Below are 24,691 nucleotides of genomic sequence, written 5' to 3'. Positions count from 1 at the left end.
AGTAGAATGCTCTGTTTTAGGTGAGTTCAGGTAGAGTATTATCATGGCCATTCATAAAAAAATGGGTTGCTAATTCAAACATCGCTAAGTCTTCATCACTATTGCCATAGGCATAAATACACTCATAATCTTGCACATTAAAATGTTGCAATATACGAATTTTCTTTTGCTCTCCACTACAGTCCAGTGTGTGATATTTACCTGTTAATTTACGATCATGGCTATCTGTTTCCGTACAAATTAATTTCACACCGAGTTTTTTTGCTATGGGTTTTAAATATAAATCAACAGACGCAGACACTAAAGCGACATCATGGCCGAGTTGTTGATGTTGCTGAAGCTGTTTATATAATTCGGGGTTAAGTTTAGACATAAGCGTTTCAGCATAGACTTCAGCCTGGCTTAAAATATGTTGTTGATCCGCTTGCTTAAACATTGCGGCATAAAGTTTTGGACGCATGGCGTGCGCAGGATAAAGGTTTAAGTAATAACCCTGTATCCATGGTAAGAGCTTGATGCCTTGGCGCACAATATGGCGTTTAGAGAGAGAATGGAAGATGAACCCTGTAAAACTGTCGGTTTTGCACAGGGTACCATCAAAGTCAAAGAGAGCTAGAGCTTTAGGTTTTTGATGCGGCGCATGCATGTTTGATAACGTCCATCGACACGAGTTGCAAACCAATTGGTGTTGTAATCACGGCTTAATTTAGGTCCCGAAATGACCACTTCTGGCATCATTGCATAGAAGGGTTCTTTACCTGTTTTTTCTTGATAAAGTTTTTTTACCGCTTTATATGTGAGTGTACCTTCAAAATTTTCATCCTTTTCTTTTTTCAAGTCTGAACGAATTTGACGTGGTGTGGCAATCACATTATTTTCTGCAAATACAGCAATGAGTGCTGTCTCAGATTGGCTTTTCGCTGCTCGAGGTGAACCGTCTTTGCTATACAAAAGTAAGTCACCATCCAAGCTTAGCTCTGCAGGTGTTAAGTCATTTAACATACTTTGGAACGCGGCATTACGACTTGAATAACGGCCAGAGTTATAGTCAGCAAAGCGATAGATTGGCTTATCATATTCAGCCGGATACATCATAAGGCGGTGTATACCATAATATAACCCGCCATATTGGGTATACATGTCAGTACGAAGTTCTGCAATATTGCCACCTTGACGTTTATGATCTTTGGCATAACCAATATGAACTTGCATTGAACCTAAGGTAGTAATAGGGTTTAATTTTTCCCCAATATCTTGACCAACGAGTTTAGCTGCACCAGTCAGCGCACTAACATGATAGTGCTTGGACATGTAATCGAAGATTTCACGATATAGCTCATCAAGTTCGCGTTCCGTTTGCACGCGACGCATTTGACTTAAATAGTTGTCTTCTGGGCTAGGCTGATTTTTAAGGACATCTTGGAAATAACCTGCAACCGTACCACCAATACCATCACCTAATTTATCTTTAAACTTTTCTTCAAGTCGGCCCTGAACTTCTTTCACCGCTTTTTCACCTAAACCCGGCACATGCGGGTCAGCCACGAAGTTTGACTCTTGATCAACTACAGCAACAATAGTACAAACATTTTTTTTCGTGGTGGGAATACCTAACTGATCACTAATATCGTAAATATCATTGGCCCATGATTGGCGCTCGTTTACACGAGGTGGAATGGCTTTTTTAATTTGTTCAGCTTCCATGGTCGGTTCATCTTTCGACCACCATGAACCATTTCCACAAGCGCTTAAGCTTATAGATAAAGCCAGTATAGACATTGATTTAAAGCAAAAAGCTGCAGAAAAGGTTTTGTTCATATCTTCCAGAAACGTCAGCCACATAAGGGGAAAGAGGCACGGGCAGTATACTATGTACATGACAAAATTGATGAATTATTATGTATATGCCTCGTTGGGTACTGTCAATATGTTTTTAGCGTATAACTCGAGTAAAAACAAAGTGATTGGATTTGATGATGGGAAATAATAACCAAATTCAGATTCTTATATGATTAATTCAATCTATTATTTTTTTAATTATGAAAATTGAAGGTATATACTGAATAAAACCATAATTTTTTAAGGGGATTAAATATGCCAGCAAAGTTTTTCAGTATTTTCTTTGCATGTATTGCTTTGGTGATGGTTGTTGGAGCACTCATAATCAACATAGGTTTTGATAAACCAATGGTGGAATATTGGATTTTATTGTTACTTCCTTGTTTTGGTGTGCCGATTTTAACCTCAGTCATGATTACAAAGGATGAAAATCTGTAATATTTTCTGCTATAGGTTTAGTCAAAGGTTATGAGCTCACTTCGGTGGGCTTTTTGCAGTCTGATTTACGCGCACATTTGTTATAATGCATTCATGCGTAAATATGAACGATCTAAATTGAAAAACCAGCTTGATGTGCAGTGGACAACAGAGCAGGATTATTACTTAATTGAAAATTCGACAATCCCACTTGCACAGCTGATGAATGTACTTAATTTCTCAGAAGATGAAATTCATCAACGTAAAGAGATTTTAGGTTTATATCGTCGTGAGCGGCAAATTCAACGGATGAAAATCAAATAATTCAAGCAAAAAAAGCCCACTATAATGTGGGCTTTTAGCAAAATATAGATTATTTTGCAGCTGCTTCAGATGCAGCACTCACTTCAACTGCTTCTTGAGTTGTTTCAGCAGTTTGAACTTCAGATGCCGCAGATTCAGTTGCAGCAACTTCAACTTTTTGTTCTTCAGCAGCGAATGTAGTTGCAGCAGCAGCAGAAATAAGAGTAGCGAAAAGTACTTTGTTTAAAGTTTTCATTAATTCATCATCGTTCATTTAATTGGAGGTGGTAATTTAATGAATAAATCATGAGAAAAGTGTAATTATACTAAAGCCTTCTGTGGCAACTCTGTATCATTCAAAGTTGTTATTTATCATAAAATTAAAATTATTAGAACTACATCACTTTTATTGAACATGGCTTTTTTATTAGGCATTGCTTGATGAAAACAGTAATCGCTTTGATCCAATTAGAACCAGTCTTGAAAAAAGAAAACCCGAAAATAAATCGGGTAGCGGATTTTACTTTGTTATTGCAGCGACGGAGTGATTTAATCGCTTGATTCATAATTTAAACGCTTATTATGAACGATTGATGAAATCCTAAAACAATTACTTCGGGCATTGGATGGAGAGTTTCTTAGCATAATAATCTTGTGAAATGTGCAAATCATTCAGCATTTTTTCAGTTGTGTATTCCTGTGGAGCAATTTCTAACATGGCCGGTATGTAGTTGTTTTTATATTCATTTGGATAATCGATACATAAGACTTGTTGTTTCACATCTAAAGTCGTATTTGCTGAATCTAATTGATCCAGATAGTGACTGATTTTTTCATCTGCATGAGCAAAACGTTGTTGAGGTGTGTCTAACTGGGCATTTCTACTATGATGATTTGGGCTTATTGATTCTGCATTTGCATCTTCAGTCGGTTTTTGGCAGCCAACTAATGCAGAAGACACAACGACTAAACTCAATAATTTTATATGCATGTTAAATATCATTTTCCAATACTTTATGTAGATCCCGCTTTGAACTTCAGTATAAAAGTTTTCATCAAGAAAATATTGATCATTTTGTTTTGCGGTATAAAAGGCTTAATTCAATAAGATCGAGTCGATACAAAACTAAATGCATAGAAATTTAGTGTTAAAGACACTAAACTAACGGCATATTTTTCTCTCCTATTTCAATTTTCCTAGAGTTTTATTTACTCTTAATAAAGGGCATGAAGCGCTCTAGCAATTTAACCCAATGATATGAATTAGTAATGTGGAATTGCTTATAGCTAAGTCAGTTCCCATGGTTTTATTTATATGAAGGGTTAATTGAAGTCATAACTACGAGATATTTACGAGGTTTAAGCTTTGAGTCAACATAACGTCATTCAAGAACTATTCGATCGTCCAATCGAAAGAAAGTTATGGGTTGCTCCCATGGCAGGCGTAACTGATCGACCATTTCGAACCTTGTGTAAATATTTTGGTGCAGGTCATGCGGTCAGTGAAATGATGACTGCAGACAAAACACTGCGCATGAGTAAAAAAAGCTTATATCGTGCGAATTTTGATGGAGAAATTGCACCAATTTCTGCACAAATTGCTGGTTCAGATCCGCATGAATTAGCAGAAGCTGCACGTTATCAAGTAGCGAATGGTGCTCAGATTGTTGATATTAATATGGGCTGCCCAGCGAAGAAAGTCTGTAATAAATTAGCTGGTTCTGCTTTATTGAAAGATGAGGATCTCGTTGCACGTATCCTCGATACTGTTGTGGCAGCCGTAGATGTTCCTGTTAGTTTAAAAACCCGTCTTGGCTATTTAAATGGTCATGAAAATATTATGCGTGTGGCGAAACGTGCTGAAGAAGCGGGCATTGCAGCTTTGGCATTACATGGTCGTACACGTGAAGATATGTATTTAAATACTGCACGTTATAGTTTAATTAAAGACGTAAAGTCATTTATTAATATCCCCGTTATTGCCAATGGAGATATTGATACTCCTGAAAAAGCCAAGTACGTTTTAGATTATACAGGCGCGGATGCTGTGATGATTGGCCGTGCTGCTCAAGGTCGACCTTGGATTTTCCGTGAAATTGCGCATTATTTAACAACAGGTGAACATTTGGCTGCACCGACCATAATTGAAGTTCGCGATGTATTGTTGGGGCATTTATCTGAATTGTACGAGTTTTATGGTGAGTATTCGGGTTGCCGTATTTCTCGTAAACATATTGCTTGGTATACCAAAGGTTTGCGTTCTAGTAATGAATTTCGCCAAAACATGTATAAGGTTGAATCGACAGCAGATCAATACAAAGTGGTTGAAAACTATTTTAATAACTTGCTAGAACATGGTGAAATCATGAGTGATGTTCAAGTGGAGCAAGTGAATTTGCTTGAAACTAAATAAATGAAAATCCTGATTCTACGATGCAAAAGGCCCTCAAAATGATGAGGGCTTTTTGCATTTGTGTAGTTGTATAAAAGCTAAATTTTGCTTTAATTAAAACGCATTTCTAAAATCAGTTGATTAATGAGGTCAGGTGCTTCTAATTCACGGATTTGCGATACATTTGTTCCTGCCCAAAAAGCACCATAACCCTGTATGCCTTTTTTGCTTGCAGCAGCATGTAGCTGTTTGCCTAAGTCATACGTATATGGATAAGGTGGAACTGTAGGGCGCGTAGGAGTATCAACATCGGTATGCCAGTTATTAATAATGCCACGGGCTGGTCGTCCAGAAATGCTCGCTGTAATTTGTGTAATCGGGGCATCAAACAGTGCTTTACGATAAGCCTCATTCGCATTTGATGTTTTACATTGAACAAAAGCTGTACCGAGTTGAACAGCATCGGCGCCGAGTTCCATGAGGTTATATGCTTGATGACCATTCATAATGCCGCCAGCAGCAATGATTGGACACTGTATATGTTGTTTTAACAGTTGTACTAAATCACGTGTTTTTACACTGCTATCAAAGCTTTCATTGAAAATGCCGCGATGCCCGCCAGCTTCAACCCCTTGAGCAATGACAATATCAATGCCCGCAGCTTCAATCAGTTTTGCTTCAGCCAAATTTGTTGCTGAAACCATTGTAACGATACCAGCTTGTTTTAGGGCTTGAATCTGATGTGGGTGTGGTATGCCAAAATGAAAGCTGACAGCTTTGGGACATGTTTCCAAGACTAAATTTAAAAAGTGGTCATCGTCTTTAAAACTTGGATATATGCAATTTAATGCTTCAGGCGCTGCTGCATCAAACTCAGTGAAAAGTGAATTGAATTGTAAGATCCATTGTGCTGCTACTTGTTCATCCAACTCGACACTATCATGACAAAAGAAATTGACCTGAAAGGGTTGATCCGTGAGTTCCTGAGTTTGCAAAATTTGTTTTCGTGCATTCTCTACACTGCTTGCGCCTAACCCAAGAGAACCTAACCCACCTTGGTTAGAGACTTCTGCTGCAAGTTCAGGTGTGGAAACACCAGCCATTGGGGCAAGTAAAATTGGGTGCTTAATGCCAAGTTTTTCTAGTAAAGTCATGTGCATACTCCAGTTACTTTATTTACTTTGCCCAAGCTTAAAAAATTAAGCAAATAATATTCGTTATTTCATTTTTAAATGATGGTCTTTCAACGGCGATCGACTTACAAATACAGCGACATCTCATGTCGTAGAGTTGATGAATGACATATTCAATAGAAATCTAAATATTAAAATAGAATCGTATTTAATCAATTGTATTCTCCCCATGTCTGATCGTATCCGTGAAAAACTGCAAATTTTAGCTGATGCTGCCAAATATGATGTTTCTTGTTCTTCAAGTGGTAGCAAACGCCAAAATAAAGACAAAGGTTTAGGCAATACTGGTAATGGTATTTGTCACAGTTATACCGAAGATGGTCGCTGCGTATCCTTACTCAAAATATTATTTTCTAATGTGTGTATTTTTGATTGTGCCTATTGTGTATCGCGGCGCAGTAATGATGTCAAACGTGCGGCGTTTACGGTGCAAGAAGTGGTTGATCTCACCATGAACTTTTATCGCCGCAATTATATTGAAGGGCTATTTCTAAGCTCTGGTATTTTTAAATCAGCGGATTACACCATGGAGCGTATGTTGCAAGTGGTGAAAAAGCTGCGTTTAGAAGAAAACTTTAATGGCTATATTCACCTCAAAACCATTCCGGGTGCTTCACAAGAAATTATTACAGAAGCCGGTTTATATGTTGACCGTATGAGCATTAACTTAGAAATGCCAACTGAAGCCGGTTTACAACAATTTGCTCCAGAAAAAAACCATGCTGAAGTGCAAAAAGATTTAGGTATTGTGCGAGATCGGTTGATTGAATTGAAAGACGAACGGAAAATAATTCGCTCAGTACCGAAGTTTGTTCCAGCTGGACAGACCACACAAATGGTGGTTGGGGCGCATCAAGAGTCTGACCGCGATGTCATATTGATGGCCGATCATCATTACAAAGAGTTTAAGCTGAAGCGGGTGTATTACTCGGGCTATATTCCAATTAATGAAAATGAACGTGCACTTCCTGCTGTCGGTTCCGCACCACCTTTGTTACGCGAGAACCGCTTATATCAAAGTGATTGGCTCATGCGCTTTTATGGTTTTGCTGCCGATGAATTGGTTGATGAAGAACATCCTAATTTAGAATTGGATATTGACCCAAAACTTGGTTGGGCACTGCGCCATCCTGAGCAATTTCCAGTAGATATTAATCGTGCTGAATATCAAATGATATTACGTGTGCCGGGTATTGGTGTGCGTTCGGCTAAGAAAATTGTTCAAGCACGTCGCTTTGGTAAAATTCAAATTGATCAGTTAAAGCGTATGGGGGTGTCCTATAACAGGGCACAGCATTTTATTCGCTGTGAAGATTCTCCAAAATTTATTCGTGAGCAGCTGCCATATCAAATTCGACAGCAAATTTTGCAAAGTGGTCAATCTAAATATACCCAACAAATTAGCCCACAATTGAGCTTAGGGTTTTAGTCCGTAGTCATGAGTATTTATATTTTTGATGGCACCATGACTGGATTACTTAGCTGTATATTTCGTGCTTTTCAATTTAAAGAATTTGATGTGCAGGTTTCTACTGATGCAAATGTGCAAACGGGTTTATTTGCAGAGATTGATGTTGCTAGTAATGATGAACACGCGCAGCGGGTTTGGCAGGGATTAAAATTAAAAGCTTCGGATAGTGCTTTGAAGCAGTTTTATTATGCCTTTTTGTCAGAGCAGCAACAGGCTTTTCAACATTGTTTTAATTTTGCGATCTATGTGTTTCAGCAGCAGCGTGATGTGTCTAAAAATTATGGCCATGCCGATGTATTGGGAATGAGCCAGTGGGCGAAGCAAGTAGGGCGTGAAAAGCATAGGATGGAAGCCTTTGTTCGCTTTAAAAAATGTCAGGATGGTTTATTCATAAGTTTGGTTTCACCTGATTTTAATGTTTTACCCATTATCGAACGACATTTTAAAGCACGTTATCAAGATCAACGCTGGCTTATATACGATGAAAAGCGCAATTTTGGTATCTATTATGATTTGCATAAAGTTCATCAAGTACAGATGGATGCAGGAGCAATAGATCGTCAAACTGCGAGTGGGCATAGTCAATCTTTTTGTATTGAACTGGATGATGAAGAAGTCTTGTATGATCAGCTTTGGAAGGATTACTTCCGTAGCGTCAATATTGAGGCTCGCCGAAATATGAAATTACATGTGCAATATGTGCCACGGCGCTATTGGCGTTATATGAATGAGAAAACCCTTTAGTTGGTTTTTCAGGCATAATGGCTGCGCTTTAGAATGTTTTAAGTGAGACCTTGATGAAATTGTTTCTTGCATCGACAGTGTTGACTGCGGTTATGCTCAGTGCTTGCTCTGCCAATGAGCAAGAAAAGTCAGCTGTAAATTCTCAGAGTTATCAAGTGGCAGATGCTACAACTTTGCAACAGCGATTTGAGCAATTAAATCAAAAGTTTGCCAATGATTTTGCTCAGCTTAAAAAAATGGAAAGTTTGGCATTTTCAGATCAATCTGCTTTAGATGTGACAAACTTAAAAACATTGAACCAGCATTTTGTAGCGAATACCGCATTGAAGTCATCCAAAGTAGCTTATTGCAATGTAATGAATGGACATTTCGCTGAAATGTATCGACTTGGACATTTTAATTTAGCTATGGTGAAAGATTTGAAACTGCCGAATGCAGGGCAGGAGGATTGGTCACAAGTTTTTTCTAATGCTGATCAATTTTATGATTTTATTATCAATCGTTATACCACCTATAAGCAGGCGCAAGAGACCATGCAATATGGCTGTAATTTAAAAGCAGCACTTAGTAATTAAAAAATCCCCTCAATAGAGGGGATTTTTTTTGTGAATATGAAATTAGCAACCAGTTAATTTTTCAGGTTGAGGGCGTTCACCAGGGAAGAAGATTGGGCGCAGCTTGACCCCAATACCATTACCAATGAATGCAAATACAAGCCATAACCAGCCGTGTAAGCTGCCGGATGCAATACCACTGAAATATGCACCAATGTTGCAACCGTAAGCTAAACGTGCACCATAACCGAGTAATAAACCACCAATCACTGCTGCCATGAGCGAGCGTTTTGGAATATTAAAGTTGGGTGCAAACTTACCAGCAAGGCTAGCTGCAAGTAGTGCGCCTAACATGATGCCGAAGTTCATCATCGATGTTATATCAAACCATAAAGATTCAGTCAGTGCTTTAGCATTGGCAGGTTGCTGCCAATATGCCCAAGATGCAACATCAATACCCATGACATTTGCAGACTTAGCAGCCCAAACAGCCAGTGCTGAGGTTACACCCCATGGGCGGCCAGCCAGCGCCAAGGTTGCAAAGTTAAGTAAAGTTAAGATGATGCCACCCCAAACCAAAGGCCATGGGCCACGCAGAAAGCGTTTCCAACCTTGATTTGTACTTTGTGGTTCAACTTCGAGACTGCCGTGACGTTTTTTCTCAAAGTAAACTGTTGCTGCTGCAATAACAGCAAATAGAACGAAATTGAGTAATAAAGCTGGCACGACTCCGAAACTTTTTACCAAAGAAATTGGTTCAAAGTGTGGTAAATCAAACCACCATTGAATATGTGAAGTCGCGATAAGTGAACCCGTACAGAAGAAGAACAAGGTCACAATCATGCGCGCACTACCAGCACCCACAGTATAAAGCGTACCTGATGCACAGCCACCGCCCAATTGCATACCAATACCAAAGATAAAGGCGCCAATCATCACGGACATAGACACAGGATTTACGTTGCCTTTAACAGGATTACCAAATAATTCACCTGCACCCAAGGCAGGGAAAAATAGTAAAACAGCGAGTGCAAGCATAATCATTTGTGCGCGGAGTCCACGACCACGGCGCTCTTTAATGAACACACGCCAACTAGAGGTGAATCCAAAAGAGGCATGATATAACGTCATACCTAGAGCACCACCAATTAAAAATAACAATGCTTGGTTAATACCAACGACGTAATAAGCACCGATAGTGCCTAAAATTAATAAAACAAATGCCACCCAAACCGAGGTGTTTGATCGGTTTGCTGGCTCAGCTAAAACAGACATGGGAGGAGGAATATTGATTTAAAGTGTGTCTATTCTAAAGTTTTTATATATTGTAAAAACCAATACTGATTAAAAAAAAGGCAAAAAAAGCTCTGTAAAATTGATTTAAATAATCAAATTTACTTATATGTTATGATATTTAAAAGAATTTCATTAGAGCCCAATTTCTAAATTGGACTCACACTCATCTAAATTGGATTTACATTAAACAACGAACCGATCCAACTTGAGAACAGCATCGCAGCAATACCCCATAATGCAACACGAACACTACCTTTCCAGATAGACGTACCAGCTGCATAGCTGGCCAAAGCACCTAATAATGCTAATGAAATGACACCAACGGCCATTACAGCTTTTTCGATATGTTGATCCGCACTAATTAAAATAGCGACCATTGGAAATAGCGCACCAACTGAAAAGGCAAGTGCCGATGATAAAGCTGCTTGAATAGGCTTGGCTGCTGTATTGTCATGGATGCCTATTTCATCACGTGCATGAGCTGCAAGTGCATCATGTGCAGTCAGTTGAATTGCAACTTCATGCGCCAGTTGTGGTTCTAAACCACGTGCAATATAAATTTGAGTTAATTCTTTGAGTTCGAGATCAGGATTTTTTTGGAGTTCTTTATGCTCCATGTGTAAATCTGCCTTTTCGACATCTTCTTGAGATTTTACAGAAATATATTCACCAGCTGCCATTGATGTGGCGCCAGATATTAATCCCGCGATACAGGTAATCAATAGGGTATGGCTCGATGCACCACTCGCAGCCATACCCATAATTAAGCTTGTGACGGAAATAATGCCATCATTGGCACCCAGTACAGATGCACGTAACCAACCCGTTCTTTCAATATAGTGTTTTTCAGTATGGTGTGAATAAGACATTATTTTCTCTAATTAAAATCTTATGGTTTACCTTTATAGGGTGACGTGTCGATTTGCATTCTGCAAGTAGGTAATTCGATTAATTTAGTTTTTTACGATTGTATAGGCAATAAAAAAGCTCCAGTCCAGGAGCCTTTTTATCACGCAACAATTATTGTTGAGCTTTCTCTTTCACATTTGCCGCACCTTGCTCAACAGCACCAGCTGCTTCAGCAGTTACGTCTTTCGCAGCTTCTTTTGTATCGTGAGCAGCTTGAGCTGTTGCATCCGCAGCATTTTCAGTTGCTACTGCTGTAGCAGTTGCAGCATTATCCACTGCTTCTGCAGTCGCTGTTGTAGCTTCAGAAGTTGCATTTGCAATATCATGGCCTGCTTGGTCAGCTGCATTTTCTAGGTGTTCGCCTGTAGTCGCACCCGTTTCCGGGGCTTTATCTTTGTTACAGCCAACAAGAGCAACAGTTGCAGCTAAACCTAAAGCAACAAGTAATTTATTCATTTTGATCGTTCCTATTTTTGTTATGCCCGTAGCATGGGCTGAATTTATATTAGCTGAAAAAATATTCAAAAATCGATCAAAAATTGTTGATTTAGTGTAATTTTTATCAAGCTAATTTTTGAGTAAAAATTATTATTTAAATCTTAATCTCAAAAAATTGTTTACATCAAGTCTTCGATGGAAGCAGTAATGTAATTGATCATTTCATCATCATGGTGCCATATGTAAATTTCTTCACCTAAATTGACGCCATCTTCATCTTGTAATAATAAAGAGTGGCTAGCGCTTTTATGTACGATGGCAAGAAAGCTCTCAGGGAAACTACCTATTTCGCGAATAGATTGAAGCTCAGCGCTAAGGTGATCAATTGTCCGTTTAATTTTTTGATATCACTAACGTCTTGAAATGGAAGTCGCCACCACGCTTCAATATCGTCCTCATCATATTTGTGCTCTGAGTCGAAAATATCAATGTAGATTTTAACACCGTTATCAATTTGCATTTTGACTTTATTTTTTTTAGAAATTTAAATCCTAATCGACTTTTGATTGCCGTAATAAATTTATATTCTAAGGGGAAAGGCATCGGCGTTTTCTTTATTTATTTTAGCTTTTTATGAATAAGCTAAGTTTATCTTTTGTCATAATAATTTATATTTATGGTTTAGCTTATAAAAAAGCCTGCAATGAATGCAGGCTTTTTTTAAGGAATTAATCAAAAATGATTAAAGACCAGCTGAAGCTTTAAGCGCTTCCACTTTGTCAGTTTTTTCCCATGTAAATGCAGTATCTGAACCTTCGCGACCAAAGTGACCATAAGCAGCTGTTTGTTGGTACATTGGTTGAATAAGGTCAAGCATACGAGTAATACCGTATGGACGTAAGTCAAAATGTTCACGTACTAGTGCAATGATCAAATCTTCAGACACTTTTGCAGTGTTGAAAGTATTGATTGAAATTGAAGTAGGTTCAGCAACACCAATGGCATAAGACACTTGAATTTCACATTTGTCTGCGAGACCAGCAGCGACAATATTTTTGGCTACATAACGGCCTGCATAAGCTGCAGAACGGTCAACTTTAGATGGATCTTTACCAGAGAAAGCACCGCCACCATGACGTGCCATACCACCGTAAGTGTCTACAATGATTTTACGGCCAGTTAAACCACAGTCACCTACAGGTCCGCCGATCACGAACATGCCTGTTGGGTTGATATGGAATTTAGTGTCTGCATGGAACATTTCAGCAGGGATCACTTTTTTCACGATTTCTTCAATTACTGCTTCTTTAAGTTGAGCTTGAGTAATTTTCGGGTCGTGTTGTGTTGAAAGTACAACAGCATCTAAGCGAACAGGTTTGCCATTTTCATAAGCAAAAGTGACTTGGCTTTTAGCATCTGGACGTAACCAAGCCAATTTACCTTGTTTACGTAGTTCAGCTTGTTTTTCCATTAAGCGATGCGCGTATGAAATTGGAGCTGGCATCAGCACATCAGTTTCACGGCTAGCATAACCAAACATTAAGCCTTGGTCACCTGCACCTTGATCTTCAGGTTTTTGACGGTCAACGCCCTGAGCAATTTCAGGAGATTGTTTACCAATCATGTTAATCACGGCACATGTTGAACCATCAAAGCCAAGATCAGAGTGATGATATCCAATACCATTTACGGTATTACGAACAATCGCTTCAAAATCGACATTTGCAGTTGTTGTGATTTCACCGGCAAGTACAACCGCACCCGTTTTTACAAGCGTTTCACAAGCAACCCGCGCATATGGGTCTTCTTTTAAAATAGCATCCAAAATAGCATCGCTGATTTGGTCAGCCATTTTATCAGGATGGCCTTCGCTTACAGATTCCGAGGTAAATACAGCGTACTCGCGCATAAGTCCTATCACAGTTAAATTTAAAGACGCAATATGTTACATCGAGATTGGCTTGAGGACTAGCTTAACATGACCAAAATGGATGAAATTAATTCATTTCAATGACTTTTTAATTGATATAACCATCTAAAAAATTGATATGACACGCTTATTTAGGTTTTTCATATTTGAGTTATAGGGAAAATAGATAAATATGGATTAAGAAGAAAAAGATTAACTGAATTTGAAAGTAGATTTTTTGTTTTAGGTGAAACTAAAGTATTTAAAAAATATTGATATAAAAATCAATTTCAAAGGAATAATTATTGTCATAAATTGCCATAGATGCGGTAAAACAATCATTTATTTGTCGGTTAGCAATTCAACAAGTGATGTAAATATGGGTATTTGTGACTTGGTACATATATTGCGTAGTTTCTTTACATGTTAAGGGGAAACATGATGAAGCAAGCTGGATTTACATTGATTGAAATCATGATCGTTGTTGCAATTATTGGTATTTTAGCTGCGATAGCAACTGTGTCCTATAACGTTTATGTAGCTCGTGCACAGGTGTCAGAAGTACTGACGATGTTGTCACCGTATAAATTAAAATTAATTGAGCAATATTCAGATGAACTCAGTTGTGCAGAACTTGATGCAGCCGTTAATGAACATATCACGACCAAATACATCGCCAACAGTCAGATAGCGGATATTTCAGGGAACTGTTCAGTTATTTTTACTTTTAAAGCGACAGAGGTAAATTTAGCGCTACGCTCGAAGCGCATTTATTTTAGTATTCCTGATGGTTTAAATGGTGCTTGGAATTGTCAATCTGATGATATTGCTCAGCGTAATTTACCTGTAACGTGTACAGGAATTTAAGTTTTGAACTGCTTTATTTCCAATTAAAAATTTACTTATTCAGGTTGAAAAGCATTAGCTGAATAAAATTCACAATGCTTTTTACCATATTAGCAAAAAAGAATCTAATAACAAAAAAAATTAACTATGAAGTAGGGGATTATCAATACTTTAAATATAAAGAGGTCGGTGTTTTAAAGGTGATTAAAACGATTAGATGGCAATATCATGTCATTGTTTGGTCACATCAAAGTGACACTGTTTATAAAACAAACGGCGATTGCAGACTTGAAATTGACCAATAAGCGCCCAAAATACAGGTGGAGCTGGAATAATTAGCGAAATATTGCCCATTAGGCTTTACCCATTCCGCTTTTTTTAAGACAATATGCCCATCTTTGAATTCTTATTCATCTTACTCTTTTAAACCATTTGTTTGGACTCTGACCTATGACAACCCCGCTTAACGAACGTCGTATTGCAAACGCAATTCGTGTATTGGCAATGGATGCTGTGCAAAAAGCAAATTCAGGACATCCAGGTGCTCCAATGGGGATGGCAGATATTGCTGATGTGGTATGGCGTGAATTTTTAAACCATAACCCTGCAAACCCACAATGGGCAAACCGTGACCGTTTTGTATTGTCTAACGGCCATGGCTCTATGTTGCAATATGCGTTATTGCACTTAACTGGTTATGACCTTTCAATTGAAGATTTAAAATCTTTCCGTCAATTACACTCTAAAACTCCAGGCCACCCAGAATTGGGCTATGCACCTGGTATCGAAACAACAACTGGTCCATTAGGTCAAGGTATTGCGAACGCTGTTGGTTTTGCACTTGCTGAAAAAACTTTAGCGGCTCAATTCAACAAAGATGACATTAAAGTCGTTGATCACAACACTTATTGTTTCCTGGGTGATGGTTGCTTAATGGAAGGTGTTTCTCATGAAGCATGTTCATTGGCGGGTACGTTGGGTCTAGGTAAATTAGTTGTTTATTATGACGACAACGGCATCTCAATTGATGGTGAAGTAGAAGGTTGGTTCTCTGACGATACAGAACAGCGTTTCCTAGCTTACGGTTGGCAAGTGCTTAAAGTTGATGGTCATGATGCTGATGCAATCCGTGCAGCAACTGTTGAAGCAAAAGCTGAAACTGCTAAACCGACATTAATTATCTGCAAAACGATTATTGGTTTAGGTTCACCAAATAAACAAGGTAAAGAAGATTGCCATGGTGCGCCGCTTGGTAATGATGAAATTGCTTTAACTCGTGAAGCTTTGGGCTGGACAGAAGGTCCATTCGAAATTCCTGCTGACGTCTATGCAGCTTGGGATGCAAAAGCAAAAGGTACTCAATCAGAATCTGCTTGGAATGATGTATTTGCAGCATATGCAGCGAAATACCCAACTGAAGCTGCTGAGTTAAAACGTCGTCTATCAGGTGAATTACCAGCTGATTTCGTTGCTCAAGCAGATGCATATATTGCTGAAGTAAATGAAAAAGCTGAAACAATTGCGACACGTAAAGCAAGCCAAAATGCCATTCAAGCATTTGCACCAAAACTTCCAGAAATTCTAGGCGGTTCGGCTGATCTTGCAGGTTCTAACCTGACTTTATGGAAAGGTGCAGAAGGCGTTGAATCTAATCCAGCGGGTAACTACGTACACTACGGTGTACGTGAATTTGGTATGACTGCAATTGCGAATGGTGTAGCGCTGCATGGCGGTTTCGTTCCTTATGTAGCAACATTCTTAATGTTCATGGAATATGCGCGTAATGCAGTACGTATGTCTGCATTGATGAAACAACGTGTGATCCATGTTTATACACATGACTCAATTGGTCTAGGTGAAGATGGCCCTACACACCAACCTGTAGAGCAAATTGCATCTTTACGCGGTACACCAAACCTGAACACTTGGCGTCCATGTGACACTGTAGAAGCGTCTATTTCTTGGAAATCTGCACTTCTTCGTTCAGAAGGCCCTACAGCGTTAATTTTCTCTCGTCAAAACTTACCATTCCAAACTCGTACAGCTGAGCAAATTGCTGACGTAGCGAAAGGTGGTTACGTGCTTGCGAAAGAAAAAGGCGAATTGAAAGCAATCATTATTGCGACTGGTTCAGAAGTTTCATTGGCAATGGATGCTTACGCTCAACTTGATGGCGTACGTGTGGTATCTATGCCATGTGCTGAAGAATTCGTGAAACAAGATGCAGCTTACCGTGAAGCGGTTCTTCCATCTAACATCCGTGCACGTGTTGCTGTTGAAGCTGCGCATGTGGATTACTGGTGGAAATTTGTTGGTTTAGATGGTCGTGTCATTGGTATGACAACTTACGGCGAATCTGCTCCAGCAAAAGATTTGTACCAACACTTCGGTATTACTGCTGAAGCTGTGGTTGAAGCAGTGAAAGAAATTACAGCTTAATACCTGTTATTAACAGTCTTTAAAAGGCGCTCTCAATTGAGAGCGTCTTTTATTTTTGAACTTTACAGCACTGATTTTTATTTTTGCTGTAAATGATTCATTCATACATTGGCAAAACGAAGAAGTGAGATAGAGATGAGTTTATATGAGCAAATCAGTGATGAGATCACTTTAATGGATGCAGGCGAGCAGAAGTGGATTGGTCAAGACCTTCCATTAGAAGCAATGGTTGCAGTTGAGCTGTTGTTGCAGGATATGGCTGAAGAAAAACTGATTAAAGTACGCCGTAAAAACCATGAAAAAACCACGGGTTTAAAACAGATTGATCGCATTTTGATTGAAAAGCTCTAAGTTTTTGAATGTAATGCTAAAAAAGCTTTGTTTCTAGAAGGAAATAAAGCTTTTTTTATGTGCGTATATTGTTTATAAAAAAGCCTATAAGATTTAAAACAGTCGATCATCACTATGTTAAATATTCAGGCACTCTCATCAGGTAGTATTCAATATTCAGATTGGTTACCGTTATGGCAAGGCTATCAAGAATTTTATCAGGTGCAATTAAGTGCAGAAGTGAGTAAAAACACTTGGCATAAGCTTAGTGACCCACAGCAAGATCACATTTATGGCTTTGTGGCTTATATTGATAATCAAGCAGTTGGGTTGGTACATGTGATTGAGCATGATAGCTGCTGGACTGTACAACCGTATGCCTATTTGCAGGATTTATTTACACTGGAAAGCGCGCGAGGGAAAGGTGTTGCTCGGGCTTTAATTCAGGCTGTGCAAGAATATACCCAACAGAGAAAATGTGATCGCGTGTATTGGCTAACACATCAAGACAATCAACAAGCACAAAAATTATATGATCAAATTGCGAGAAAAACAGGCTTTATTCAATATCGTCTTTAATGCGATTTAGATACCCAAAAAATAAAGCCCCGAATGTAAGGGCTTTATCAATTCTATAGCTTCAATATTATGAGTTTGCTGAAACATTAAAGCGTTTTGAATTATCTGCATCTTGTTGAATGGTCCATTCACCTTCAACACGGAATGAAGCGGCAGAAGCATAAGTATCTTCTAAGAATTGAAAATACGTAATTAGGCCATCTTTTACCGTAGCTTTAATTGCAAACGGAGATGTGAAGGTGTTTTTGGCAATGACAGAGGTATAGGTAAATTTACCAAATACGGCCACAGTTTCGTCTTCGCCAATTAGATCTGTAACTTGAAAATCGTCAACATTCCAATAGGTGCCAACATTTGAGAAGGTATATACATAAACTTCACGGCCAGTTGAAGTACCTGCCCATGGTTCAATTTGTTTAAGTTCAGGGTTGTTAAAATTTAGAGAGGTATAAATTGCATCTTCTGCGACCAGTTTTTCTGCAGCATTGGCAACTAATTCTTTTGAGGTGTTAAGTAAAAAGGCCAATACAACATCTTTAGGTTGTTTTGTGCTGATTGCTTTTTCAATTGCTTGTAAATTTTCTGACATAACAATTCAACTTTATTTATACAGATGAAGAAATTATTTTAGTCATTATAAATAAGGAGAAAAGGGCTTATTATAAGCAATAGTATCCTAAAATTAGGAAAATATATGCCAAATAATTGTTATATCTTTAGATTGTTGCAATTAGTTTGATTTAAAGTGTTTGAAAATGGTAAATCTGTCTTGTAGATTAGTGTGCTTATAGGCCAAAAAGCTCAAACAATTGAGCGCGCGGAATGCGGTAAACACTTAGGGTTTACAAATCTATCGTTCTAAAGATGCAACATATCGTTTTATCTTTAACAGTGTTTTCAGTTTAAAATTCTATAGACTAATCAGTATTCTAAAGCGAGATAAGAACATGAACTTCAAAGTATTAACATTAGGTCTGGCGGTAGTGTCAGCAGCGACTGTTTCAATGGCTAAGCCTGTCACATATCAAATTGACCCAACGCATACAGCAACTGTATTTACTTGGAATCATTTCGGTTTCTCAACGCCTTCTGCGAACTTTAGCGACATTCAAGGCACAATCAATGTTGATAATGCAAAACCTGCAAATTCATCTGTAAATGTAACGATTCCACTTGCAAGCTTAAATACCAACGTGAAAGCGTTAGATGATCATTTAAAAACTGCAGATTTTTTTGACGCAGAAAAATATCCAAATATCACATTTAAAAGTACAAAAGTACAAGCAATCAGCAAGAATAAATACAAAATCACAGGTAACTTAACTGTTAAGAATGTGACTAAACCAGTGGTATTGGATGCTGTGTTAAACAAGCAAGCTGTTCATCCGATGACAAAAGCAGAAACCGTTGGTTTTAATGCAACAACTTCGTTTGATCGTTCAGCATTTGGTGTAGGTGCTTACGTACCAAATGTTGGTGATAAAATCACTGTGAACATTACGACTGAAGCATCAGTGCCAGCTGCACAACCAGCTGTAAAATAATTTTTAGCAACTCCCTCAGCTAAAAATAATAAAGCACCCAATTGGGTGCTTTTTTTATGGATGTGGCTCTATAGATATTCGCACGAAAATGTGACTAGTCACGATTTAATATAAGTAGACAGCCAAAACTAATAAAAATTCCGCCCGTTATCGCATCGATTTTTTGGCTAAACTTTTGATAATAGCCCGTCATTTTTGGAGCAGAAAAGACTAGAGCGACAACCGCAAACCAAATTAGACTTTCAACAAATACTAAAGCCAATAATGAACTTTGTTGTAAAAGGCTAACATCGGTACTAATGGCAATAGAAAAAACACTACTGAAATAAACCAAGGCTTTGGGATTTGCCATGTTGGTAAAGAAGCCCTGTAAGAGCAATTTTTTATGTGATTTGCTTGTAGTTTTCTTCAGTTCGGTTGCTGTAGCGGTGGTTTCCTTGGTTGCAAAAGCAGATTTAAGTAATTGTGTCCCTAAATAAAGCAGATACAAACCACCTAAAATCATGAGTACTTGTTGTAACCAAGCAATTTTCTGGAATAAGAAATGCAATCCACTAATTGCACAAATTGACCAAACGAGAATACTTAAAGAGACACCTAAGGCAGCGCATAGAGCATGCGTGCGAGATTGACGAATTGCACTTTGGGTAACAAAAAAGAAGTCAGGGCCTGGGCTAATCAAAGCAAAGAAATGAATGAGAGCAATGCTGAGTAAAGATGTCATTTATGAGATATGAGTATGCGGTAAATTTCATCTTTATACGGCATAGCTATAGAAAATAACAGCGCTTATTGGTACTTGAGTTGTCCAATAAAATTTTGAATGACACGTGAAGCAACCATTTCAAGTGCCACAGCATATTGTTGATTATCTCTTCGTAAGCTAGGAATATGAATGTCTGCTTTACGTAATTCACAAGTATGACCTATTAACCATTTCTCCATCGTATGAGCTTCAGCTTCAATATGGAATTGTAAGGCTAAAATATTATTTCCAACACTGAACGCTTGATTTGGATAAATAGCCGAACTTGCTAATAAGGTGGCTTGTGAGGGAAGTTCGAAGGTATCGCCATGCCAGTGCAGTACAGCATGATCTGCTAATACAGCAAGTGGATTGTTGGGTGTGGCTTTAATATCGAGTGGAGACCAACCGATTTCTTTGGCGTGTCCTGCATAGACTTTTGCGCCAAGTGCATGTGCAATGAGTTGAGCACCTAAACATATACCTAAGGTCGGTAAATTATTTTCTAAACGTACTTTTAGTAAGTCAATTTCTTGTTGTAAGAATGGATAATCTTCAGTTTCATAAACGCCAATTGGGCCGCCAAGAATAATAGTGAGACCTTTGTATTCTAGGGCTTTGCTTAAGTCATCAATACCTGCTTCAAAATACCGTACCCGATAGCCCATTTGATAAAATGTATCTTCAAGTGAGCCGAGGTCTTCAAAAGCAAGGTGTTGAATTGCATAAATAGTATCGGGAAGAGCAGTGTGCATATGCGGATACAGAATCAAGTGGACGAAATAAGAATGTAACGTGAAATATAAAAAAGGGAAGTGTTCTACCGTAAAAAGACAATGAAAGTATGCGAAAAAGACCATGATTCGTCATTTGAGAAATGGCGTAGTTGGAAATATTTTTTTAAAATCAATGGAAATCGCTTATTAGATGCGTATGATGAAAACTTCAGAAATCTACAGATAAATTTTTTCTGAACTATAAAAAAATCCCATATAAATGATTTTTAAAGTAAAAAAATATATGCCAGGGAAATTATATGGACTTAAAACCAAATCCCGATGCAAAATTATTGCATGCGATACACAAGATATTGTTGAAGGAATGGGATCCATTGGGTATTCGAAGAATGCCTTCAATGCGTGATGAATATGATGATTACTTGCCGAATATCTTTAAATTGATACGCGACAATTCAAGTGAATCAGAAATTTTTGAATATTTATGGTGGATTGAACTGAAAGTTTTAGAAAAAACTGGACGTAAAGAACATACTTTAAAAATAGCCAAATTACTCAAAGAAATTGAAAAATAACGCTTCGCTTAGAAATAAGAGAATAAATGTTAAATAGAAAAAAAGCCGACACAAATGTATCGGCTTTTTTGCAGCATATTTATGCGCCTTGACAACTTTAAAATTTCTTTTCGACGGTGAACATAAAGCTTGGAATCGCTTCATTTATACGTGATTGGTAAAGCGCGCCAGTGCGTTGATCACGTAATACTTCTTTGTAATCGCTACTTAAAATATTACGTGCATTTACGGATGCAGACCAATTTTGTTCAAATCGTTTGGTGAAACTTATATCCATATTTACACGTTCATTACTGGTGCGGTTGTATGGCTCATTACTGAGTGCACGGGTGTATTCTGGGGTGTAATTTAAATTGACACTTGTAGCAATTCGCCAAGGTTGGTAGTTATAGGAGATACCTGTACTCGCAGAATATGGTGCGACATCACTGGCTAGACGTTTTGTACCATTATCTTCTTCAATTTTTGCACGCACGGTAGAAAGCTGTGCGTTTAGCATAAATGAATGCCCCGAATCGGTTTGCTTCAACGTGTAGCGCCCCGCAATTTCTACGCCATAAGTCGTCGCACTGTCTTGGTTATATGGGCGTTCCACAAAGCGGCAATCACTATCAGCTGTACCACATAAATGACCTGTCACATTTTCACTATAAATCGATTTTTCAATATAGTCTTCGATTTCACGGTAATACGTGGTCAGGTTCACGCCACCTGCAGGGGTGTTATAGCCCAATGTGGTTTCGTAAGCATTGATCTTTTCAGGGCGTAAGAATGGGTTACCACCACGGTCAGGATTGTTTAAGCTGCCTGCATCACTATCCGTAGAAACAGAAACGGTTGGCATAAGTTGATTGCTACGAGGGCTTTTAAAGGCCTGACTCAGGTTGGTTTGTAATGACCATTGCTCATTAAAATCATAACGATGTGCGAGTACAGGACTTAAATGATTATCTTGATAATCCACTAAGCCTGAGCGATCAATCCATTCTTGACGTACTCCCAGTGTTAACGTTTGCTTATCTGTATATCGCCAACTGCCTTCGACATAAGCGGCATAAGTTTGTTCGTCCAAAGTGTTGGCAATATTGCTTTCTAACTCACTTGATCGAAGATCTGTACCAAACTTGATTTGCTTTTTCGCATCAAATTTACGTATACCATCATAAGCCAAACCATATTCATTAATTTGTTCATTAATATAAGATTGCTGACGCGTTGAATGGGTTAATTCAGTTTCTTGTTGCTGTTCTATCGATAAGCGAATTTTGTCTGAATCCCCCTGATTTTTACGTTCATAACGGGTATTTAAACGAATACTGTCATTTTTGTCTTTTTGAACTTGAGAACCGCTTGAACCTTCACTTTCATTGTTTCGGTAGAAGGCTTCGGCAACTAATTTCTGTTGATCATCGAGCTGATATTCAATACGTGGTGTCAACATTTGAGAAGTACGATTGGTAATACGTCGTTGTGTTTGTTCACCTGTTGCATTTTGGGTGCGTGTTAATGTGTCAGAATCATTCCACGATTGACTGCCTGATAGGCTATAGATCCAAGCATTATCACGACCATCCATTTGAAAATTTAGATTTGTGCGTTCCTCTTCACGTGTATTGGACTGCGTTAAACCATAACCTGCACGGACAGAACCACTCAAACGGGTGTCATTGAGCGGCTCTTTTAAAATGATATTGATGACTGCAGAAGATGCAACTGAAGCCTGAGCGACGCTTGGCTGCTTGGTAATTTCAATACGCTCAATCATTTCAGGGGTGATGCTGTCGACCACAGACATACCACCACGCGGCCCGCCTTGAACAGGTTCACCATTAATTAAAAATACGGGTGCACCGCCACCACGAAAACGCATGCCGCCAGCACTTGGGCCTCCACGCGGTCCACCTCCCGCACCTGGGAGTTGAAAACCTGCTGCTCGACGTAGTGCATCATTTATCGACTGATCACCGAATTTCAGCATTTCATCACGAGTGACAATAGTTTTTGCGACTGCGCTAATATCCGGATCTTTAGGTTTGATTGCTGCTGAACGCACTTCAAAAGTCAGAGCTTCCATTTGCTGAACATCTGCTTGTGGCTGTTCAGTCAATGTAGATGAATTTTCTGCTGCCCAAATTGAAGTAGACAGGGTAAGTAAGGCATAACTCAGTGTGTGGTCAGTTTTAATGGGGTGCGCAGGCCTTGCATTATTTGGTTATCCAAATGTAATTTTCGGCAAGAGTAGCGCACAATTATGGAGAAAATTTGTGGAAAAGCCATGTATTGAACATTTTAATTCTTTCTTAAATCCCTATAGATAATAGGTATATAGCTCTATAATTTACTTTTCATGTGAAGCGTAATTTTTCAAATTGAATTGTTGCTTTGTTCTGGCTATTGCTTTGATTTTGAGTACCAAGAATGTGATTAATTGAATCTAAAAACTGGCGTCTTTAAACAATACATTGCTTGCAAAGCTCTTCAAAGTTAGCTTCTGATTTGAGCCCTAGCCATTTTTGCATTTGGGTAAAAATCCATTGCATATCTTCAGTTTTGGGTGTGCCATCGTCTTCAATAAAGTGTCGAATAATATTTTGAATAGACGCATATTTATGCACATGGATTTGTTCAGAGCATTCAAAACGAATAATTTCATAGTGTTGGAGCAGGCCCCAAACTTGTGAATAATCTTCAAGATTTTTTAATTCTTGTTGTGCTTTTTGTATAGCTGTACACAATGCCTTTAATGTATTTGGATGTTGCGCTGCCCATCTTGAAGTCACGGCTAGTACCTTATCGGCTACTGTGGGGATGATATCGCTACTCTGCGCAATGATTTGACTGATACCCATAATCTCACCTTGGGTATTCCATGGCTCGCCGACACAAAATCCATCAATAATGCCATTGTTGAGTGATTCGACCATAAAAGGTGGTGGTACGGTACGTAAGGTTAATGCTTTAGCAGCAGCTTCGTTGGCAAGCGCCAACCATTCACGTAAGCAAAAGTGATGAATTGAATGCTTAAATACGTGAGCTAAGTGAATCGTTTGACCAGAGTGAATCGCTGCAAATATTTTTGCTGCAGATTGGGCGGGACGATCCGCTGAACTAATGTTTAATTGATAGCACAATTGTTGTGACAAACTGATAAAAGCCCGATTGGTACTGAGGACAAGAGGTGTTTGGAGGGGTATACCTAGTTGATCTTCACCTAAGGCAGCAGCTGGTAACATGGCCGACAAGCAATGTGCAGCATCTAAAAAGCCAAATGCAAGACGATCTCTCAAACTTGCCCAAGAGGCTTCTTTAACCAATTCGACATTGAGACCTTGTTGTTCAAAATATCCTTGATGTTTCGCCCATAGGATTGCGACGCAGTCGAGTAGGGGAATATAGCCAAGCTGTAGATCGGTTTTTTCAAGAGTAGACAT

The 24,691-nt window shown here is 38.6% G+C and carries 27 protein-coding genes; 12 read left to right on the top strand and 15 right to left on the bottom strand.

Features of this window, described 5'->3' with window-relative positions:
* Positions 1-16 precede the first annotated feature (16 nt).
* Entirely contained in the window at positions 17-646 is a 630-nt protein-coding gene (locus FTV09_RS05370) for an HAD-IB family hydrolase (protein ID WP_067762101.1), read from the bottom strand.
* The gene (locus FTV09_RS05365) at positions 613-1,818 is read right to left on the bottom strand and encodes a DUF1615 domain-containing protein (protein WP_180057140.1); all 1,206 of its coding nucleotides are present in this window, start codon (positions 1,816-1,818) and stop codon (positions 613-615) included. Before FTV09_RS05365 ends, FTV09_RS05370 begins: the two co-directional genes overlap by 34 nt.
* 276 nt (positions 1,819-2,094) lie before the next feature.
* Here FTV09_RS05365 and FTV09_RS05360 point away from each other — a divergent pair, with 276 nt between their 5' ends.
* Together FTV09_RS05360 and FTV09_RS05355 are read left to right on the top strand one after the other, a co-directional pair.
* Positions 2,095-2,277, top strand: a complete 183-nt coding sequence (locus FTV09_RS05360; RefSeq protein ID WP_067762098.1) for a hypothetical protein — start codon at positions 2,095-2,097, stop codon at positions 2,275-2,277.
* Between the two features lie 93 nt (positions 2,278-2,370).
* On the top strand, positions 2,371-2,580 hold the full coding sequence (locus FTV09_RS05355) for an acyl-CoA thioesterase (RefSeq protein WP_180057138.1): 210 nt from the start codon (positions 2,371-2,373) through the stop codon (positions 2,578-2,580).
* Between the two features lie 49 nt (positions 2,581-2,629).
* Here FTV09_RS05355 and FTV09_RS05350 read toward each other — a convergent pair whose 3' ends face one another.
* Together FTV09_RS05350 and FTV09_RS05345 are read right to left on the bottom strand one after the other, a co-directional pair.
* Complete coding sequence (locus FTV09_RS05350; protein WP_150923002.1) at positions 2,630-2,815, bottom strand: hypothetical protein; 186 nt, start codon at positions 2,813-2,815, stop codon at positions 2,630-2,632.
* A 354-nt stretch (positions 2,816-3,169) separates the two neighbouring features.
* A complete protein-coding gene (locus FTV09_RS05345; RefSeq protein WP_180057136.1) occupies positions 3,170-3,550 on the bottom strand; it encodes a hypothetical protein in 381 nt (126 codons plus the stop codon).
* Between the two features lie 417 nt (positions 3,551-3,967).
* Here FTV09_RS05345 and dusB point away from each other — a divergent pair, with 417 nt between their 5' ends.
* A complete protein-coding gene (gene dusB, locus FTV09_RS05340) occupies positions 3,968-4,972 on the top strand; it encodes a tRNA dihydrouridine synthase DusB (protein WP_373685024.1) in 1,005 nt (334 codons plus the stop codon).
* 89 nt (positions 4,973-5,061) lie between these two features.
* On the opposite strand, the gene FTV09_RS05335 is transcribed toward dusB, so the two are convergent.
* Positions 5,062-6,105 carry a nitronate monooxygenase family protein gene (locus tag FTV09_RS05335; protein ID WP_180057132.1) on the bottom strand — a complete coding sequence of 348 codons (1,044 nt, stop codon included), beginning with the start codon at positions 6,103-6,105 and terminating at the stop codon, positions 5,062-5,064.
* Positions 6,106-6,313: 208 nt separating this feature from the next.
* Between FTV09_RS05335 and FTV09_RS05330 the strand changes: the two genes are divergently transcribed.
* Genes FTV09_RS05330 through FTV09_RS05320 form a run of 3 tightly spaced genes read left to right on the top strand, consistent with a single transcriptional unit; the run spans position 6,314 to position 8,934 of the window.
* Positions 6,314-7,573 carry a putative DNA modification/repair radical SAM protein gene (locus tag FTV09_RS05330; RefSeq protein ID WP_180057130.1) on the top strand — a complete coding sequence of 420 codons (1,260 nt, stop codon included), beginning with the start codon at positions 6,314-6,316 and terminating at the stop codon, positions 7,571-7,573.
* Positions 7,574-7,582: 9 nt separating this feature from the next.
* Entirely contained in the window at positions 7,583-8,359 is a 777-nt protein-coding gene (locus tag FTV09_RS05325) for a TIGR03915 family putative DNA repair protein (protein WP_180057128.1), read from the top strand.
* Between the two features lie 53 nt (positions 8,360-8,412).
* On the top strand, positions 8,413-8,934 hold the full coding sequence (locus FTV09_RS05320; RefSeq protein ID WP_180057126.1) for a hypothetical protein: 522 nt from the start codon (positions 8,413-8,415) through the stop codon (positions 8,932-8,934).
* Between the two features lie 42 nt (positions 8,935-8,976).
* Here FTV09_RS05320 and FTV09_RS05315 read toward each other — a convergent pair whose 3' ends face one another.
* The 5 genes from FTV09_RS05315 to metK form a co-directional block, all read right to left on the bottom strand.
* The gene (locus FTV09_RS05315) at positions 8,977-10,188 is read right to left on the bottom strand and encodes a YeeE/YedE family protein (RefSeq protein WP_180057124.1); all 1,212 of its coding nucleotides are present in this window, start codon (positions 10,186-10,188) and stop codon (positions 8,977-8,979) included.
* Between the two features lie 188 nt (positions 10,189-10,376).
* Entirely contained in the window at positions 10,377-11,078 is a 702-nt protein-coding gene (locus FTV09_RS05310) for a VIT family protein (RefSeq protein ID WP_180057122.1), read from the bottom strand.
* Positions 11,079-11,229: 151 nt separating this feature from the next.
* Positions 11,230-11,574 carry a hypothetical protein gene (locus FTV09_RS05305; protein ID WP_180057121.1) on the bottom strand — a complete coding sequence of 115 codons (345 nt, stop codon included), beginning with the start codon at positions 11,572-11,574 and terminating at the stop codon, positions 11,230-11,232.
* A 325-nt stretch (positions 11,575-11,899) separates the two neighbouring features.
* Complete coding sequence (locus FTV09_RS05300; protein ID WP_180057119.1) at positions 11,900-12,076, bottom strand: hypothetical protein; 177 nt, start codon at positions 12,074-12,076, stop codon at positions 11,900-11,902.
* A gap of 222 nt (positions 12,077-12,298) precedes the next feature.
* Positions 12,299-13,465: a methionine adenosyltransferase gene (gene metK / locus FTV09_RS05295; protein ID WP_067762073.1), complete on the bottom strand. Its 1,167-nt coding sequence runs from the start codon at positions 13,463-13,465 to the stop codon at positions 12,299-12,301.
* Positions 13,466-13,903: 438 nt separating this feature from the next.
* Between metK and FTV09_RS05290 the strand changes: the two genes are divergently transcribed.
* From FTV09_RS05290 to FTV09_RS05275, 4 genes are all read left to right on the top strand, one after another.
* The gene (locus FTV09_RS05290) at positions 13,904-14,332 is read left to right on the top strand and encodes a pilin (protein ID WP_155857593.1); all 429 of its coding nucleotides are present in this window, start codon (positions 13,904-13,906) and stop codon (positions 14,330-14,332) included.
* Positions 14,333-14,761: 429 nt separating this feature from the next.
* Positions 14,762-16,750, top strand: a complete 1,989-nt coding sequence (gene tkt, locus FTV09_RS05285; protein WP_067762068.1) for a transketolase — start codon at positions 14,762-14,764, stop codon at positions 16,748-16,750.
* 135 nt (positions 16,751-16,885) lie between these two features.
* Positions 16,886-17,101 carry a hypothetical protein gene (locus FTV09_RS05280; RefSeq protein WP_067762066.1) on the top strand — a complete coding sequence of 72 codons (216 nt, stop codon included), beginning with the start codon at positions 16,886-16,888 and terminating at the stop codon, positions 17,099-17,101.
* Between the two features lie 114 nt (positions 17,102-17,215).
* Positions 17,216-17,659, top strand: coding sequence for a GNAT family N-acetyltransferase (locus FTV09_RS05275; RefSeq protein ID WP_067762064.1), 444 nt, complete (start codon positions 17,216-17,218; stop codon positions 17,657-17,659).
* A 67-nt stretch (positions 17,660-17,726) separates the two neighbouring features.
* Here the strand turns inward: FTV09_RS05275 and FTV09_RS05270 are convergent, their stop codons facing one another.
* Complete coding sequence (locus FTV09_RS05270) at positions 17,727-18,248, bottom strand: nuclear transport factor 2 family protein (protein WP_180057117.1); 522 nt, start codon at positions 18,246-18,248, stop codon at positions 17,727-17,729.
* 358 nt (positions 18,249-18,606) lie between these two features.
* On the opposite strand from FTV09_RS05270, the gene FTV09_RS05265 reads away from it, so the two are divergent.
* Positions 18,607-19,203 carry a YceI family protein gene (locus FTV09_RS05265; protein WP_067762062.1) on the top strand — a complete coding sequence of 199 codons (597 nt, stop codon included), beginning with the start codon at positions 18,607-18,609 and terminating at the stop codon, positions 19,201-19,203.
* 94 nt (positions 19,204-19,297) lie between these two features.
* On the opposite strand, the gene FTV09_RS05260 is transcribed toward FTV09_RS05265, so the two are convergent.
* Positions 19,298-19,927: a LysE family transporter gene (locus FTV09_RS05260; protein WP_067762060.1), complete on the bottom strand. Its 630-nt coding sequence runs from the start codon at positions 19,925-19,927 to the stop codon at positions 19,298-19,300.
* A gap of 65 nt (positions 19,928-19,992) precedes the next feature.
* On the bottom strand, positions 19,993-20,703 hold the full coding sequence (locus FTV09_RS05255) for a glutamine amidotransferase (protein ID WP_067762058.1): 711 nt from the start codon (positions 20,701-20,703) through the stop codon (positions 19,993-19,995).
* Between the two features lie 281 nt (positions 20,704-20,984).
* Between FTV09_RS05255 and FTV09_RS05250 the strand changes: the two genes are divergently transcribed.
* Complete coding sequence (locus FTV09_RS05250) at positions 20,985-21,260, top strand: hypothetical protein (protein WP_180057115.1); 276 nt, start codon at positions 20,985-20,987, stop codon at positions 21,258-21,260.
* A gap of 97 nt (positions 21,261-21,357) precedes the next feature.
* On the opposite strand, the gene FTV09_RS05245 is transcribed toward FTV09_RS05250, so the two are convergent.
* Both FTV09_RS05245 and FTV09_RS05240 read right to left on the bottom strand, forming a co-directional pair.
* Positions 21,358-23,367 carry a TonB-dependent receptor plug domain-containing protein gene (locus FTV09_RS05245; protein WP_373687694.1) on the bottom strand — a complete coding sequence of 670 codons (2,010 nt, stop codon included), beginning with the start codon at positions 23,365-23,367 and terminating at the stop codon, positions 21,358-21,360.
* Between the two features lie 343 nt (positions 23,368-23,710).
* Positions 23,711-24,691: an ABC transporter substrate-binding protein gene (locus FTV09_RS05240; RefSeq protein ID WP_067762054.1), complete on the bottom strand. Its 981-nt coding sequence runs from the start codon at positions 24,689-24,691 to the stop codon at positions 23,711-23,713.

The organism is Acinetobacter sp. YH12227, from assembly GCF_013417785.1.
Taxonomy (GTDB): domain Bacteria; phylum Pseudomonadota; class Gammaproteobacteria; order Pseudomonadales; family Moraxellaceae; genus Acinetobacter; species Acinetobacter gandensis.
This window is presented reverse-complemented; position numbering and strand designations above follow the sequence as displayed.

Coding starts and splice junctions, on each gene's coding strand:
- FTV09_RS05370 (WP_067762101.1), bottom strand. CDS start 646: ATGCATGCGCCGCATCAAAAACCTAAAGCTCTAGCTCTCTTTGACTTT.
- FTV09_RS05365 (WP_180057140.1), bottom strand. CDS start 1,818: ATGAACAAAACCTTTTCTGCAGCTTTTTGCTTTAAATCAATGTCTATA.
- FTV09_RS05360 (WP_067762098.1), top strand. CDS start 2,095: ATGCCAGCAAAGTTTTTCAGTATTTTCTTTGCATGTATTGCTTTGGTG.
- FTV09_RS05355 (WP_180057138.1), top strand. CDS start 2,371: ATGCGTAAATATGAACGATCTAAATTGAAAAACCAGCTTGATGTGCAG.
- FTV09_RS05350 (WP_150923002.1), bottom strand. CDS start 2,815: ATGAAAACTTTAAACAAAGTACTTTTCGCTACTCTTATTTCTGCTGCT.
- FTV09_RS05345 (WP_180057136.1), bottom strand. CDS start 3,550: ATGCATATAAAATTATTGAGTTTAGTCGTTGTGTCTTCTGCATTAGTT.
- FTV09_RS05335 (WP_180057132.1), bottom strand. CDS start 6,105: ATGACTTTACTAGAAAAACTTGGCATTAAGCACCCAATTTTACTTGCC.
- FTV09_RS05330 (WP_180057130.1), top strand. CDS start 6,314: ATGTCTGATCGTATCCGTGAAAAACTGCAAATTTTAGCTGATGCTGCC.
- FTV09_RS05325 (WP_180057128.1), top strand. CDS start 7,583: ATGAGTATTTATATTTTTGATGGCACCATGACTGGATTACTTAGCTGT.
- FTV09_RS05320 (WP_180057126.1), top strand. CDS start 8,413: ATGAAATTGTTTCTTGCATCGACAGTGTTGACTGCGGTTATGCTCAGT.
- FTV09_RS05315 (WP_180057124.1), bottom strand. CDS start 10,188: ATGTCTGTTTTAGCTGAGCCAGCAAACCGATCAAACACCTCGGTTTGG.
- FTV09_RS05310 (WP_180057122.1), bottom strand. CDS start 11,078: ATGTCTTATTCACACCATACTGAAAAACACTATATTGAAAGAACGGGT.
- FTV09_RS05305 (WP_180057121.1), bottom strand. CDS start 11,574: ATGAATAAATTACTTGTTGCTTTAGGTTTAGCTGCAACTGTTGCTCTT.
- FTV09_RS05300 (WP_180057119.1), bottom strand. CDS start 12,076: ATGCAAATTGATAACGGTGTTAAAATCTACATTGATATTTTCGACTCA.
- metK (WP_067762073.1), bottom strand. CDS start 13,465: ATGCGCGAGTACGCTGTATTTACCTCGGAATCTGTAAGCGAAGGCCAT.
- FTV09_RS05290 (WP_155857593.1), top strand. CDS start 13,904: ATGATGAAGCAAGCTGGATTTACATTGATTGAAATCATGATCGTTGTT.
- tkt (WP_067762068.1), top strand. CDS start 14,762: ATGACAACCCCGCTTAACGAACGTCGTATTGCAAACGCAATTCGTGTA.
- FTV09_RS05280 (WP_067762066.1), top strand. CDS start 16,886: ATGAGTTTATATGAGCAAATCAGTGATGAGATCACTTTAATGGATGCA.
- FTV09_RS05275 (WP_067762064.1), top strand. CDS start 17,216: ATGTTAAATATTCAGGCACTCTCATCAGGTAGTATTCAATATTCAGAT.
- FTV09_RS05270 (WP_180057117.1), bottom strand. CDS start 18,248: ATGTCAGAAAATTTACAAGCAATTGAAAAAGCAATCAGCACAAAACAA.
- FTV09_RS05265 (WP_067762062.1), top strand. CDS start 18,607: ATGAACTTCAAAGTATTAACATTAGGTCTGGCGGTAGTGTCAGCAGCG.
- FTV09_RS05260 (WP_067762060.1), bottom strand. CDS start 19,927: ATGACATCTTTACTCAGCATTGCTCTCATTCATTTCTTTGCTTTGATT.
- FTV09_RS05255 (WP_067762058.1), bottom strand. CDS start 20,703: ATGCACACTGCTCTTCCCGATACTATTTATGCAATTCAACACCTTGCT.
- FTV09_RS05250 (WP_180057115.1), top strand. CDS start 20,985: ATGGACTTAAAACCAAATCCCGATGCAAAATTATTGCATGCGATACAC.
- FTV09_RS05240 (WP_067762054.1), bottom strand. CDS start 24,691: ATGTCTACTCTTGAAAAAACCGATCTACAGCTTGGCTATATTCCCCTA.